This window comes from Bacillus paranthracis, from assembly GCF_024296885.1.
Lineage (GTDB): Bacteria > Bacillota > Bacilli > Bacillales > Bacillaceae_G > Bacillus_A > Bacillus_A paranthracis.
Genome location: NZ_CP101135.1, coordinates 353,818 through 369,411, shown reverse-complemented (window position 1 = coordinate 369,411; position 15,594 = coordinate 353,818). Strand labels below are relative to the sequence as shown.

General features: G+C 36.5%; 11 protein-coding genes and 1 riboswitch. Of the genes, 4 read left to right on the top strand and 7 right to left on the bottom strand.

Annotated elements, in window-relative coordinates:
* The first annotated feature begins 10 nt into the window (after positions 1-10).
* Complete coding sequence (locus tag NLJ82_RS01950) at positions 11-640, top strand: hypothetical protein (RefSeq protein WP_000890291.1); 630 nt, start codon at positions 11-13, stop codon at positions 638-640.
* 54 nt (positions 641-694) lie between these two features.
* On the opposite strand, the gene NLJ82_RS01945 is transcribed toward NLJ82_RS01950, so the two are convergent.
* The 4 genes from NLJ82_RS01945 to rlmD form a co-directional block, all read right to left on the bottom strand.
* Positions 695-2,341, bottom strand: a complete 1,647-nt coding sequence (locus NLJ82_RS01945; protein WP_000642324.1) for a thiamine pyrophosphate-binding protein — start codon at positions 2,339-2,341, stop codon at positions 695-697.
* Positions 2,342-2,377: 36 nt separating this feature from the next.
* The gene (locus NLJ82_RS01940) at positions 2,378-5,155 is read right to left on the bottom strand and encodes a bifunctional diguanylate cyclase/phosphodiesterase (protein ID WP_000910761.1); all 2,778 of its coding nucleotides are present in this window, start codon (positions 5,153-5,155) and stop codon (positions 2,378-2,380) included.
* A gap of 512 nt (positions 5,156-5,667) precedes the next feature.
* Positions 5,668-6,657 (bottom strand): tRNA dihydrouridine synthase, encoded by a 990-nt coding sequence (locus NLJ82_RS01935; RefSeq protein ID WP_000566678.1) that lies wholly within the window; start codon positions 6,655-6,657, stop codon positions 5,668-5,670.
* A gap of 96 nt (positions 6,658-6,753) precedes the next feature.
* Entirely contained in the window at positions 6,754-8,130 is a 1,377-nt protein-coding gene (gene rlmD / locus NLJ82_RS01930; protein ID WP_000105049.1) for a 23S rRNA (uracil(1939)-C(5))-methyltransferase RlmD, read from the bottom strand.
* Between the two features lie 121 nt (positions 8,131-8,251).
* Positions 8,252-8,353: riboswitch (purine riboswitch) on the top strand.
* A gap of 201 nt (positions 8,354-8,554) precedes the next feature.
* Between rlmD and NLJ82_RS01925 the strand changes: the two genes are divergently transcribed.
* From NLJ82_RS01925 to NLJ82_RS01915, 3 genes are all read left to right on the top strand, one after another.
* Entirely contained in the window at positions 8,555-9,751 is a 1,197-nt protein-coding gene (locus NLJ82_RS01925; protein ID WP_001200499.1) for a NupC/NupG family nucleoside CNT transporter, read from the top strand.
* 177 nt (positions 9,752-9,928) lie between these two features.
* Positions 9,929-11,011 (top strand): polysaccharide deacetylase family protein, encoded by a 1,083-nt coding sequence (locus tag NLJ82_RS01920; protein ID WP_001234135.1) that lies wholly within the window; start codon positions 9,929-9,931, stop codon positions 11,009-11,011.
* A gap of 116 nt (positions 11,012-11,127) precedes the next feature.
* Positions 11,128-12,357 carry an aminopeptidase gene (locus NLJ82_RS01915; RefSeq protein ID WP_000007342.1) on the top strand — a complete coding sequence of 410 codons (1,230 nt, stop codon included), beginning with the start codon at positions 11,128-11,130 and terminating at the stop codon, positions 12,355-12,357.
* Positions 12,358-12,397: 40 nt separating this feature from the next.
* Here the strand turns inward: NLJ82_RS01915 and NLJ82_RS01910 are convergent, their stop codons facing one another.
* From NLJ82_RS01910 to NLJ82_RS01900, 3 genes are read right to left on the bottom strand one after another with little or no spacing between them, the layout of a single operon-like run.
* A complete protein-coding gene (locus NLJ82_RS01910) occupies positions 12,398-12,721 on the bottom strand; it encodes a DMT family transporter (protein ID WP_000263254.1) in 324 nt (107 codons plus the stop codon).
* A gap of 47 nt (positions 12,722-12,768) precedes the next feature.
* On the bottom strand, positions 12,769-14,220 hold the full coding sequence (gabD, locus tag NLJ82_RS01905; protein ID WP_000358118.1) for an NADP-dependent succinate-semialdehyde dehydrogenase: 1,452 nt from the start codon (positions 14,218-14,220) through the stop codon (positions 12,769-12,771).
* The gene (locus NLJ82_RS01900; RefSeq protein WP_000225164.1) at positions 14,213-15,580 is read right to left on the bottom strand and encodes a sigma-54 interaction domain-containing protein; all 1,368 of its coding nucleotides are present in this window, start codon (positions 15,578-15,580) and stop codon (positions 14,213-14,215) included. Before NLJ82_RS01900 ends, gabD begins: the two co-directional genes overlap by 8 nt.
* Positions 15,581-15,594: the final 14 nt, after the last annotated feature.

Genomic DNA, 15,594 nt, shown 5'->3' with positions numbered 1-15,594 from the left:
TTTTTGGTAAATGTTAGAAAAAGGTGCAGACCGAGTGAAAAAAGTAGAATTAATGGACAAACATCTTGATTCTCACCAAGGAAAAATAACCAGTACCGAGATTTGTAACATTGTCATGTCCATTTTCAAATTTGATTTAACAACTAAACCTGTCCTATCAAAAGAATGGATAATGGCAGGAGCTGGTTCTTCGACTGAGAACATTGCTATAATGGCCATAGATTCTACCCTCACCCATCACGGAAGAAAGGCCACAGGAAAAGAAATCCGCCAACTTATCAATCAAATTTTTGGTATTAACTTAGATGCAATCTCCTCTTTAGAAGGGGCAAGAATTTCTTTATTTTCTAAAGATCAATGGGTTATTAGGGATGAACAAGACTTATTTGTTGTTCATACTGGATTAGGTGATGTCGATGTAAAGGTTTTTCCTACTGACTATTTCACTGAACAAACTGGATTAGAAGAATTGCCGAAGGACCTAAAGCAATCATTAACAAACTTTGGATTCTCTTGCGATGAAAGTGCGGGATGTTACTATTACTCAAATCCATCTGGAGAAGCAATTCCAGACGAATTTAAAGGGCAAGTCATCGGAGCAATTCTTAAGGTAATTCACAATTCATATCAATCTTTATAAAAAAATCATATAGGAAATCCCTATATGATTTTTTTATTAGTGAATCAAACAACCTTATTTTCCAAAAGACGATAAAAATTTAACTCTATCTCCCATAGGAGGAGTATTATTATCGACTAAGGCAACCTCTAGAATTGCTGGCCCATTTACATTCATTAAGTTGTTTATAACATCTTGATTGATATCTTGTAATTCATTGACTCTATAGCTTGGTATATTCATAGCTGCGGCCATTGCACTAATATTGATTGATTCCTGTTCAAAGGATGGATGAGTTCTACGGAATTGTAATGAATGACCGTGATATACCATTCCTAAACGAGCATTATTCATCACAACAAATAAAATAGGTAAATTATATTCCTTCGCCGTCAATATTTCCAACCCGTGCATGAAAAAGCAGCCATCACCAGTAATACATACAACCGGACGCTCCGGTTCAGCCAGTTTTGAACCAATCGCAGAACCAATTCCGCTTCCCATTGCACCAAAATGTACATTAATATTATAGGAGTCAAAATCTATGACCTTCATGTGATGAATAACATACGACATAAATTCACCAATATCAATGGTATATCTAGTAGTTGACGGTAAACATTTTTGAAGGTTTAGGAGAACATTTTTCGTATTATATTCCTCTATATTCTCTTCCTCTTCCTCTTTCTTCTTTTCAACGGTAAATTCAGCGCGATCCATTTGCAACCCTAAAGCCTTTAATTCTTCTATTAACATTAATAAACTTAAATTGATATCGCCTAGTACTGGAATATCCACTTTGTACTTCCGATTGAAGACAGATTGGTCAAAATCCATTTGAACAGAGAAACGATCTTTTATTAAGTTTCCATTATAATTATTTGTCGCAGTTTCCCCTAAACTGGAGCCCACAATTAATAATGCTTTCCCATCCCCTTCATTAATCAATGCAGAGGCAGCCTCATGACCTGCAAATCCAAACACTCCGACTAAAAGCGGATGTTCCTCAGGGATATATCCCTTAGCTTGTGGAGTTGTTATAATTGGCCAATTCAGCAATTCTGCCACCTCTATTAATAACTGAACAGAGTTTCTTATTCCCTGTCCTGTAAAAATATAACCCTTCTCCCTTTTTACCAATTCTCTAGCTGTTTCTTTTATTTTGTCTAGATCAGGAACAATAGGAAGTCTTTTGGGAAGTGGTGGCATTTCAACATTTTCTATATTTTCATGTTGAATATCAATCGGTATCGCAATATGTACAGGTCCTGGTACTCCCGATATAGCAATTTCAATTGCTAGTGCGACTTCTTTAAGTACATCCTTTACATCATTAACCGTAACGCTATATTTTGTAACAGGCCTGAAGACTGGTTCTACATCTAATTCTTGTGATGCATTCAAACCTACCGTACTAAGAGGTACGGCACCTGTAATGAATAAAACAGGTAAATGCTCTCGCATAGCATTAGCAGCACCTGTTACAAGATTTGTGGCACCTGGTCCGCTACAACCAATACACACACTTAGCTGATTTGTGTATTTAGCATAAGCGGCAGCCATGTAGGATGCCGCCCCTTCATGCTTCGCTACGACTGGTGTTAATTCAGGCATATCATAAAGTTCGTCAAAAAACGCATTTACAGAACCAGCTGGGATACCAAATATATGTTTAACTTCATTAGCTATTAAATATTCTAATACATTTCGGGCTGCTTTCATGTGTATGCTCCATTCATTTTTAATTTATTTCTCTATTTAAAAAAGTTTTTCGATGTCTTCAGCTGCCATAGGACGGCTGAAAAAATACCCTTGCATCAAATAACAATTTCGTGCAGATAAAAATTCGACCTGTTCCTTTGTCTCAACACCTTCAGCAATAACATCAAGGTTCAAATTCTTAGCCAGCGTAATAATAGTATTCGTAATAGCTGCATCATCTTTTGTCATATCCTGTACAAAGGATTTATCAATTTTTAACGTTGAAATAGGCAATTTTTTTAAATAACCTAAAGATGAATAACCAGTCCCGAAATCATCAATAGCGAGGTTGATTCCTAAACCTTTTAATTTCTTCATTGTTTTTAAAGTTGATTCCGTATTTCTAACAATTAAATTTTCAGTGAGTTCTAGTTGTATATACTTCGGAGATAGCTCTACTTCCTCTAAAACATTTTTGACCATAGCAAATAAATCACTTTGTTCAAATTGACGTGCAGATAAATTCACAGACATACTAATTAACGGGGAACCTTGATCATGCCATTTCTTTAATTGCCTACAGGCCTCTTTTAGAACCCATTCACCTATCGGGACTATTAATCCAGTTTCTTCAGCTATTGGGATAAATTTATCAGGCGGTATCATCCCATGTTCTTGATGGTTCCATCTAATTAAAGCCTCTACACCCTCAATCTTATTCGTTTTACCATTTATTTGCGGTTGATAATAAATCACAAGTTCTTCTTGTTCCAATGCCTTATACAAATCATTTTCTAGCTTGACACTTTCAAAAGTTCTCGTATCCATTCCTTCACTGAAGAAATGATAGCTACTTCCTGATATTTCTTTCGATTTGTACATAGCTGTGTCTGCATTTTTAACTAAGATTTCAGTCGTATCACCATTATCAGGAAATATACTAATACCAATACTCGTTTTCATATAGATTTCATTGTCTACTAAATGAAATGGCCTTGAAAAAGAATCAATGACACGATTTACTACCTTTAACACTTCTTTTTCACTTTTGATATTCGGTAAATAGATAGTAAATTCATCCCCGCCCTGTCTTGAGACCGTAGCACTTTTAGGAACACAAGCACTTAATCGATTTGCAACTTCTCGCAAAAGCAAATCACCGAAGCTATGCCCGAGCGTATCATTCACAAACTTAAACCTGTCTAAATCTAAATACAGAACTGCTAATTTTTCAGCATGTAATTGAGCATATGTCAGCCCTTGAGTTAGCCTGTCCTTTAGTAGAACTCTATTAGGTAAATCTGTTAAACTATCAAAATAAGCATGATATTTTATTTCTTCCTCCATTTGTTTCCTTTGGGTTACATCTTTAAAAGTAATAACTTCTCCGACAATCTCGGTCCCTTCTTTTATAGAGGAAATTACATACTCCACTGGAAAACTGGATTGATCTTTTCTAAAAAATTGCTCGGTTTTATCGTACAGATTCCAATCCTCATCGCAACCTGATGCCACCTGCTTTTTCTTTCCTTTTTCAATTCCGTTGAAAACCATACTGGATGGTTTTCCTATTAATTCATTTTTTATATCATAGCCTAACATGGAGGCACCAGCTGGGTTACAAAAGGTAATATTTCCATCAAGGTCTAAACCGAAAATTCCTTCTCCGGCAGAATTTAGAATCAATTCTTTCTCACGACTAAGCTGCTGCAATTCCGTTATTACTCGTTCCAGTTCCTTATTTTTAAACGTAATTTCTGAGGTCCTCTCTTCGATAATAACTTCCTGTTTTTCCATATATAAAAGGTTTGATAGCGTGGAAGCAGTTGCATCGACAATAGATTGCGACAGCTGTATTTGTCCTTCAGAATAACTAAAATTACTATCTCCTAGATTGACCACAGATATTTGTCCTAATACCTCTCCCATTGAAACCAACGGCAACATAAAGAGTCCCTTCATACCAAAATTACGGCAAACATCATGGTTTGGGCGCGGATCTGCATAAACATCTGGAATCCAGATTGGCTTTTTTGTTTCAATGACCTCTTGCGTGACTCTATCATTACTTTTATCAAATTTTATCTTATCATGTGTCTTGATCCAATCTTCTTCTGTCCATTCTGAACCCTTACTTAACTTCACCGGTCTAATTTTTTTCTTAGCTAAAGGCTCTAGTAAATGAACCCCGATATTATAATTGTCTAAAACTTTTCCTAAATAGGAAAAACAAGTATCAAGACTTTCCTGCATGGAGGAACACATAGATAAGTCCCGTGTCACATCCAGCAAGAGCTGTTTTTCAGCAATAAGGTTTACCTTATGAGTTAAATTGTTCGCATTTTGAATCGCAACAGCCGCCATATTCACATATGCCTCAACCGTTTGAATTTCTGACTCTGTTAAGTTCATAGGAATTCCGTAATCAAATAAAAAAACTAGACCAAATAATTCTTCTTCAAAAGAGATAGGAAGAACGAATAAAGATTTAATTCGAAACCCTTCCACTGCTCTCGGATCTGGCCGACTATCCTTTGATGTATCAGGTATATAGATGGCTTTTTTTGTTTCAATTACTTCTTTCGCCAGCAGGTCAATGTCTGTATCAATGACATGCATATCCAACGTCCATCCGTTAATAACTTCCGGTTTTCCTACATACCCTCTAAAAGTCCCATCTTCCTGCGGCAAATAAATACCAACAGAATCGCATTGAACGATTTCTTCAGAAATTGCTATTGTGACTTGCTCTAAAACTTCACGTAAATCCAGCTTTGTATTAATCATTTTAGTTATATTCGCAAGTCGAGAATACCTCGTTTGTTCCTTCAACATAAAAACGAACTCCATTTCATTGAAAATATCCATTTATATCCAAAAACTTTTATCCAAAACCTATCAATACTATCATTTTACTATGCATTTATTACTAATTCGACAAAATATTTCATATTTCTCACTATTATAATGTTTTTTATACATTTAATATAGGAATTATTTGCATAATCCTCTAATATTTTTATTACTAAATTGCAAGATAAATACGTTGTTATTACTAAAAGCTACACAAAATTTTCCACTCTCAAAAAATTCATTTACTTATAATACAACTCAGCTTATGTAAAATAAAAAACAGATGGAAATCTCCCCCCATCAGGGGCTAGATTTCCATCTGCATATTCAAACTATCTCTACACGCCAGCCACAAACTCCATATATACAGAGTATACGCGGGAACACAAAGATGTTGGTTAGTTCAATACATTTATAAAACTGTTTTTTCCGTTGCAATCTACAAAAGAACTTAAAACTAAATAAATATAATCCACCCCCTCGACTTCAGGGAGTTATACCGTTTCACTACCTTCTACCACATTAACACTCGCCTCAAACTTATTAAGCAATGCGCGTACTTCATCCGTTGACTTCGTGCTCATCAATTGATTTCGTAGTTCAGCAGCCCCAGGGAAGCCTTTTACATAAATTTTGAAGAAGCGATGTAATCCTGTTATGGATCTTGGTAATACTTCTGCATATTGATCTTGAAGATCAAGTTGTAGTCTTAAAAGATCTAGATGTTCTTTACTGCTATGCTCTCTTGGTTCTTTTTCGAAAGCAAATGGATTTTTAAAGATTCCTCGTCCAATCATTACGCCATCAATGCCGTATTTTTCAGCAAGTTCCAGCCCAGTTTTACGGTCAGGAATGTCTCCGTTTATCGTTAGGAGCGTATTTGGTGCAATACGATCACGTAATTTTTTAATCTCCGGAATTAGCTCCCAGTGTGCATCTACTTGGCTCATCTCTTCTCTTGTACGTAAGTGAATAGAAAGGTTTGCAATATCTTGTTTGAAAATGTGCGTTAACCAATCTTCCCACTCGCTTAACTCTTTAAAGCCAAGTCTTGTTTTTACGCTGACAGGTAGTCCGCCTGCTTTTGCAGCTTGAATAAGTTCTGCCGCAACGTCTGGACGCAAGATAAGGCCACTACCTTTTCCTCTTGATGCTACGTTTGGCACAGGGCAACCCATATTAATATCGATGCCTTTAAATCCTAACTCTGCCATACCAATACTCATTTCACGGAAATATTCAGGATTATCTCCCCAAATATGTGCCACCATTGGCTGTTCATCTTCTGTAAAAATTAAACGACCACGTACGCTTTTCATACCTTCTGGATGACAATAGCTATCTGAGTTTGTGAACTCTGTGAAGAATACATCTGGACGACCAGCTTCACTTACTACGTGACGGAAAACAACGTCTGTCACATCTTCCATTGGTGCAAGTACGAAAAATGGTCGTGGTAAATCACGCCAAAAATTATCTATCATTTCAAATTCAAATCCTCTCACTATGAATACAATTTCAAACTCTCAATAAACCAAAAAGCAGATGGTATAGATTTTCCTATATCAACTGCTTTCCTATTATACCAACTTAAGCCAAGCTACACACTCTACATGAGTCGTATGCGGGAACATATCAACAGGTTGTACTTCCTGCGTTTTATATCCGCCTTCTTCTAGTACTTTTAAGTCACGTGCTAATGTTGCTGGGTTACATGATACGTATACAACGCGTTTTGGTTTCATGTCGATGATTGTGTTTAATAGTGCCTCATCACAACCTTTACGCGGTGGATCTACGACCATTGTGTCAGCGATTACGCCTTCTTTATACCATTTTGGAATAACTACTTCTGCTTCTCCTACACCAAATTCAGCGTTTGTCATGTTGTTTAGTGCTGCGTTACGCTTTGCGTCTTCAATCGCTTCTGGGACGATTTCAACGCCATACACTTTTTTCGCTTTTTGCGCTAGGAATAAAGAGATTGATCCAATTCCGCAATAGGCATCAATTACTGTTTCGTTACCATCTAATTTTGCGTATTCTAACGTTTTATCGTACAGCACTTTCGTTTGTTCTGGGTTTACTTGATAGAATGAACGTGCTGAAATCGCAAATTTAATATCGCCAATAAAGTCATAAATATATTCTGATCCGTACAGTACTGTCGTTTTGTCTCCGAAGATTACGTTTGTACGTTTCGTGTTTACGTTTTGAACAATCGATTTTACTTCAGGGAATTTCGCAGCAATTTCTTCAATGATTGCTTTCTTGTTTGGTAATTCTGCTGTACGAGTAATGAAGACAAGCATAATTTCCCCTGTTACTTGTCCGTAACGAGCCATTACGTGGCGAAGTGTTCCTTTGTTACGCTCTTCATTGTACGCTGAAATCCCGTGTTTTTCACAAATACGTTTTACTTCTTGAATTAATGTATCGTTTTCTTCTGCTTGAATTAAACACGATTCCATATTAATGATGTCATGCGTTCCTTGACGATAGAATCCAGCTACAAGTCCACCTTCACGTTCTCCAATTGGTACTTGTGCTTTGTTACGGTATACCCACGGATTCTTCATGCCAAGTACAGGATGAACAGGAACATCACTTAATCCGCCGATGCGCTGCATAACGTCGCGTACTTGTTTTTCTTTCGCTTGTAATTGCCCTTCATATGTTAAATGCTGAAGCTGACAACCACCGCACTGATTGTACACTGGGCATTCTGCATCTTTACGATATGGGCTCTTTGTATGAAGCTTCATTAAACGACCGAATGCGAAGTTTTTCTTTACTTTAATAATTTTAATTTGTGCTTCTTCACCTGGTAATCCGTTTTTAACGAAAATAGGATAGCCTTTTACTTTCGCAACACCGGCACCATCATGTGTTAAATCTTCAAATACTACATCTATAAACTCGTTTTTTTCAACTGGTGGCGTCATTTTTGTACTCATTTTCCGACCTCTCTTTTTCATAACACTGCGTTACATTTTATCATACTTATATGGTCTATTTCTATTGGAAGAAAAAAAGCTATTGACGATAGTTCTCCGTTAATGTTACGCTACTACTAATTTAATACGGACGATGTTACCTCATATATACTCGATAATATGGATCGAGAGTTTCTACCCGGCAACCTTAAATTGCTGGACTATGGGGAAAACTAATGAATATTAGCCCATGTGCAAAAAGGACTCATATTGATTAGCTTTCTCTCATAGATGAAAGTGAATCCATATGGGTCTTTTTTTATTTTTATTTTTCTAAAAGGTCAGACATCTTACGTATGACATAAAACCTCCTTGTTTTATTTTTAGTAATATAACGAGCGTTTTATGTACAAACTTTATACGAACTTCTGAAAGGGGCAACTACATGCAATATGTAATGAGCATTATCGGTATTCTTGTCGTTTTAGGTTTATGCTTTGCTTTGTCAAACAACAAAAGTAAAATCAACTTCCGTGCAATTGCTATTATGATTGGTTTTCAAATTTTAATCGGTTGGTTTATGTTTGGCACAAAGATTGGTCAACAAATCATTATTTTCATTGGTAAAGTTTTCAACAAACTAATTAAACTTGGTACGACAGGTGTCGATTTTCTCTTTAATGGGATTCAAAGAGATTTTGTCTTTTTCTTAAACGTACTATTAATTATCGTATTTTTCTCAGCACTACTTTCTATCTTTAGTTACTTAGGGGTTTTACCATTCATCGTTCGCGTTGTCGGCGGTGCCATTTCAAAAATTACTGGTTTACCACGCGTTGAATCATTCCACGCAGTAAACTCTGTATTCTTTGGTTCAAGTGAAGCGTTAATCGTTATTAAAAATGATTTACAACATTTCAATAAAAACCGTATGTTTATCATTTGTTGTTCTGCAATGAGTTCAGTTTCTGCCTCTGTTACAGCATCATACGTAATGATGTTAGATGCGAAATATGTACTAGCAGCTCTTCCGTTAAACTTATTCTCAAGCTTAATCGTTTGTTCGTTATTAACACCTGTTGATACGAAAAAAGAAGACGAAGTAGTTCAGAAATTTGATCGTACTTTATTCGGAGACAGCTTTATCGGTGCAATGATTAACGGTGCACTTGACGGTTTAAAAGTAGCTGGTATCGTTGCCGCATTAATGATCGCCTTCATCGGTGTGATGGAAGTTGTAAACTACGTAATTAGTGCCGCTTCAGGTGCAATGGGATATGCTGTTACGTTACAACAAATCTTCGGTTATATACTTGCTCCATTCGCGTTCTTAATGGGTATTCCAACTCAAGATATTATCCCAGCTGGTGGTATTATGGGTACGAAGATTGTATTAAACGAGTTTGTAGCAATACTTGATTTAAAAGGTGTTGCATCAACATTATCTCCACGTACAGTTGGAATCGTTACAGTATTCTTAATTAGCTTCGCAAGTATTAGCCAAATTGGTGCAATCGTTGGTACAATCCGTGCCCTTTCTGAAAAACAAGGAAGCGTTGTTTCTAAATTTGGTTGGAAAATGCTATTTGCATCAACACTTGCTTCTATTTTATCTGCGACAATCGCTGGATTGTTTATTTAATAAAAAATCACCTTACTCGTCGTTGAAGTAAGGTGTTTTTTTATCTATTGTTACTTTTCTCATTCCATACATATTCTTCAAATGCTATGATGAACAAGGGTATGTCCCCACCTCTCTTACAGCGGTGGGGATTTTAAATATAAATATATAACATAATACACAATAGAAGGTGATTTTATGAGAAAATATGTTGCAATCGCTTTATGCACATCTGCCATTCTAGCAGGTTGTAATACTAGCAATGTAAACCAGGAACCTAAAAAAGAAAAAAAGGTTCAAGAAACTAAGAAACAAGCAGATACTGTACAAGAACAAGGTAAAATTTCTTATCAGCCCATTACACACGAAATTACAAATACTACCATTCATATGACAGATATAAAAGATGCTTTAACTGAAGTACAATATAAAATTTGGCGTACTGCTGATGGAAAGGAACACACTAAATCTTTTTCTTCTAAAGAAAAGGAGAAACAGTTTACACTTCCTTTTGACATAAAAGAATTTGAAGGAAAACGCGGTGAATTTCAAATTGAAGCAATAGGAATAAAAGAAGATGGGAAAACCATTCCACTCACAAAAGCTGCTATTACTTTCGAACAAAAGGTTCCCGTTCTTATGTATCATGCAATTGATGATTATCACGGACAAGGCATTAAAGATTTATTCGTCTCACCTGCTAACTTTGAAGCCCAAATGAAATATTTAAAAGACAACGGCTATACATTACTAACTTTTGAACGTTGGGGTGATATTAATAAAGTAAATAAACCTATCTTTGTTACATTTGATGACGGTATGAAAAATAATATGAATGCATTCCATGTTTTACAAAAGCTAAAAGACGATACATTTAAACCGGCGGCAACAGAATATATGATTGTTGATAACGTTGATGTAGAAGGATCACTGTCTACTTCTGAAATAAAAGAAATGGTCGATTCCGGCATTTTCTCAGTGCAATCTCATACAACGACGCATGCAGACTTACCGAAAATTACAAACTATGAAGAGGAATTAAAAGGATCAAAAGAAAAGTTAGAAAAAATAACAGGTAAGCCCGTTATCGCAGTTGCTTATCCATTCGGTCATGTAGATGATAAAGTCGTTGCAGAAACGAAGAAATATTATCAATTTGCGACGACAACAAAACCCGGAAAATTCATTACAAAAGGTGAACCCGATGAATTGTTAAAAATGAAGCGTGTTCGCATACACCATACGACGACCGTAGAACAGTTTGCTTCTTCGATTAAATAACGATGAGGGCTCAATATATTTTGAGCTCTCTTTTTACGCTATATTTATATATATTTTTTGAATTTTCTTGTATTATATATAGTAAGAAATCTTTCAAATTAAAGGAGATTATACATATGTCATTTGAACAAACGTTAGAGAAATATGCTGCCCTTGCAGTCAATGTTGGTGTTAATATTCAACCAGGACAAACATTATCAATTAGCGCACCTCTTGAAGCTGTACAATTTGTACGCCTCGTTACAGAAAAAGCATATAAATCTGGTGCAAAACACGTATATGTGGATTGGAATGATGAGACGTTAACACGCTTAAAGTTCGATCTAGCTCCTGAAGAAGCATTCGCTGAGTTCCCATCTTGGAAAGCACACGCTCGTGAAGAATTAGCAAAAGAAGGCGCTGCATTTATTTCTATTTATGCAGAAAACCCTGATTTATTAAAAGGTGTAGAACCAACGCGTATCGCAACAGCTCATAAAGTAGCTGGTGAAGCAATGAAAGTATACCGTGATTACGTACAAGCTGATAAAGTAAGCTGGTGTGTCATTTCTGTTCCTACGAAAGAATGGGCTGCGAAAGTATTCCCTGACGTTGCACCAGAAGAACAAGAAGCAAAACTATGGGATGCTATTTTCAAAGCTACTCGTGCTGATTTAGAAAATCCTGTGGAAGCATGGAAAGAACACGATAAAACATTACATACAAAAGTTGATTACTTAAACGAAAAGCATTATAAAGCTCTTCACTATACAGGTCCTGGAACAGATTTAACGATCGAACTTCCAGAAAAACATGTATGGGCTGGTGCTGGTAGCTTAAATGAAAAGAACGTACCATTTATGGCGAACATTCCAACTGAAGAAGTGTTTACAATGCCACTTAAAACAGGTGTAAATGGCCAAGTATCTAGTACAAAACCGTTAGCATTTGCAGGTAACATTATCGATAACTTCACGTTAACATTTGAAAACGGACGTATCGTAGATTATAAAGCTGAAGTTGGAGAAGAAGCTTTAAAACATTTAGTAGAAACAGATGAAGGTTCTCACTTCTTAGGAGAAGTAGCTTTAGTACCTCATGATTCACCAATTTCAAACACAAATATTTTATTCTACAACACGCTATTTGATGAAAACGCATCTTGCCACCTTGCAATCGGAAATGCTTATGCATTTAACTTAGTTGGCGGAAAAACGATGTCTAAAGAAGAACTTGCTGAAAATGGCGCAAACGCTAGTATTACACACGAAGATTTCATGATTGGATCAGCTGAGCTTGATATCGACGGCATTACAGCTGATGGCAGACATGAACCAATCTTCCGTAAAGGTAATTGGGCGTTTTAATAAAAGCAAAAGGCTATCTTCCACACTGGAAGATAGCCTTTTATGATGCAGATGAAACCTTAAGCCCAATTACTCCTAACACGATGAAAAGAATACAAAATGCTTGGAATAGGCTAATGTGCTCTTTAAAAAAGTACACACTAATAATCGTAATAAGTAACGTCCCAACACCAGACCAAATTGCATAAGCAATACTTAAATGAATCTTTTTTACAACGATGGCGAACACGCTGAAACAAATTCCGTAAAATACAAAAATAAGTACACTTGGAATGAGCTTTGTTAAACCGTTTGATAACTTCATCGCAATTGTTCCAGCTACTTCAAAAATAATTGTTACAAGTAATAATAGCCAATATACCATACTAGAATCTCCTTCTCTGTTACCTTATAGAGATTCTAGTATACTACTTATAGTCCTAATGAAATATATTTAATTTCTAAATATTCCTCGATACCGAAATGACCTCCTTCACGACCAATGCCACTCTCTTTAAAGCCACCGAACGGCGCTTGTGCAACTGATGGGAGGCCATCATTTAAACCGATAATACCATACTCTAGTGCTTCACTAATTTGGAATGCTTGGCTAATGTCTTTCGTGAAAATGTACGCTGCTAAACCGTATGGCGTATTGTTCGCACGTTCAATTACTTCTTCAACCGTTTTAAATTTCGCAACAGGTGCAACTGGTCCAAATGTTTCTTCATTCATACAAAGCATCGTATCATTCGCTAATCCAATTACAGTTGGTTGAATAAAGTGTCCATCTAGCTCTGTAACCTTTTGGCCACCATATAAAACTGTTCCACCTTTTTGAATAGCATCTTCAATATGTTCTTGTACTTTTGAAACTGCATTCTCGTCAATAAGTGGTCCTACAGTCGTTCCGTCACTGAAACCGTCCCCTACTTTTAACTGCCCTACTGCCTTTTGAAACTTCTCTACAAACGCTTCATACACTTCTTCCTGAACAAATACTCGGTTTGTACATATACACGTTTGTCCTGCGTTACGGAATTTCGAACCGATTACTGCCTCTACTGCTTTATCTAAGTCTGCATCATTCATAACAATAAACGGTGCGTGACCGCCTAACTCAAGTGAAACCTTTTTCATCGTTTGTGCCGCACTAGCCATTAACTCTTTCCCGATTTCCGTTGATCCTGTAAAGGACACTTTTCGAACACGCCCATCTTCCATCCACGTATCAGCAATTGCTTTCGCACTACCTGTTACAATATTTATTACACCTTTTGGAATGTCTGCTTCATGAGCTAATTCAGCTAATTTTAACGCAGTTAACGGCGTTTGACTTGCAGGTTTTACAACCGCTGTACATCCTGCTGCAAGCGCCGGAGCTACCTTTCTCGTAATCATAGCAGCCGGGAAGTTCCAAGGCGTAATAGCTGCCATAACACCAACTGGTTGCTTCATGACTAAAATACGTTTATTCGGATGAGAAGCAGGAATCATTTCACCATATACGCGTTTTCCTTCTTCTGCATACCATTCAACAAAACTATTTGCATAATTCACTTCACCAAGCGCTTCTGCAAAGGGCTTTCCTTGTTCTTTCGTCATGATCGCTGCAATCTCTTCTTTATTTTCCTCAATAAGTGTGAACCATTTTTTTAATTTCGCTGCACGATCTGCCGCTGTTAACTTAGACCATAATTTAAAAGCTTCATGCGCAGCATCAACAGCTTGCTTTGCCTCTGTTACCCCGCCCTTTGGTACAGTCGCAAATATTTCCTTCGTTGCTGGATTATTTACTTCGATTTGCTCTTGCAATGTAACCCACTCACCATTTATATACATCGCCTTTTTCTCTACATTTACAAACGTCGCTTTTTTATCCAATATTCTCTTCCTCCTCTATAAGTTTCTTTATTTTCCTAGTGGCAGCAGATTGACTTATTTTTAAAAACTCCGCTACTTTATAACTCGATCCATATGTTTTATATGCTTTCAAAATAATATTCCGTTCTACTTCTTCTAACATTTTATAGAGACTTTGACCGGACTGTTCAACCGTTGATTCTTGCATCGCTATTGGTAAATCTTCTATCGTAACGATATCATCGGCAGTTATAACAATTCGCTCAATCACATTTTCAATCTCTCTATTATTTCCTTCCCACGGGTAACCAACAAACATTTGTAATGTGCTAGGCGCTAATTTTACATTTCTACCATATTTCTCGTTAAAGTGTTGTAAATAATGATAAATAAGTGGCAAAATGTCTTCTGTTCTTTCCCGTAGTGGTGGGATTACAATGGGAATGACATTCAGACGATAATATAAATCTTTCCGAAATGTTCCTTGTTTCACCATCATACTTAAATCTCTATTTGTTGCCGCTACAATTCTAACATCCACCTTTTTTAATTCTCTTCCGCCTATAGGGCGAAACGTTTTTTCTTGCAACACTTGCAAAAGCTTTGCTTGAGTTTCAAGCGGCATTTCGCCAATTTCATCTAAGAATAGTGTTCCTTTATGCGCTGATTCTAATAGTCCCTTTTTCCCTTCACGATTCGCACCTGTAAAGGATCCGCCTGAGTATCCAAAAAGCTCTGATTCAATTAAATTTGTCGGCAATGCCGCGCAGTTAATTTCATAGAAACTTTCATTCTTCCGGTTACTCACTTCATGTAAATGACGCACCAATCGACTCTTTCCTACTCCTGTCTCACCTAAAACGAGAACCGTACTATCTACCACGGATACTTTCTTGATTGTCTCGACTATTTTTTGCATAGCGATACTTTTAAAAATAAGTCCTTCATGTTCATATGTTTCTCTTAATTCTTTTTTATATGTTTTTAACTGATTATCCATTTCTTCTACCTTTTGACGTAATTGATAGAGTTCTGTAAGATCACGAGAGTAACTAATTACTCTTCTTAAATTGCCCTCTTCATCAAAAACAGGCCTTGTACGAACGTGTAAATATTCTCCTGATTTTGTCGTCTGAACGAGTTCGATTGGCCTCTTTTTTTCAATTACTTCTAACGTTGCTGATGGATAAAAGATACCATCTTTCTGCAATTCTTTTACATGTTTACCTACTAACTCTTTTGCAGCCAATTGATAGTGCCTTTCACATGTACTATTTACACGTACAACGATTCCCTTTTCGTCAGTCACAAAAATTTCGTCAAACGCATATTCAAATACATCTTGTAAATCCATTAACACTCGTTCCTTTTCTGCAACCATCCTAGCCACCCCTA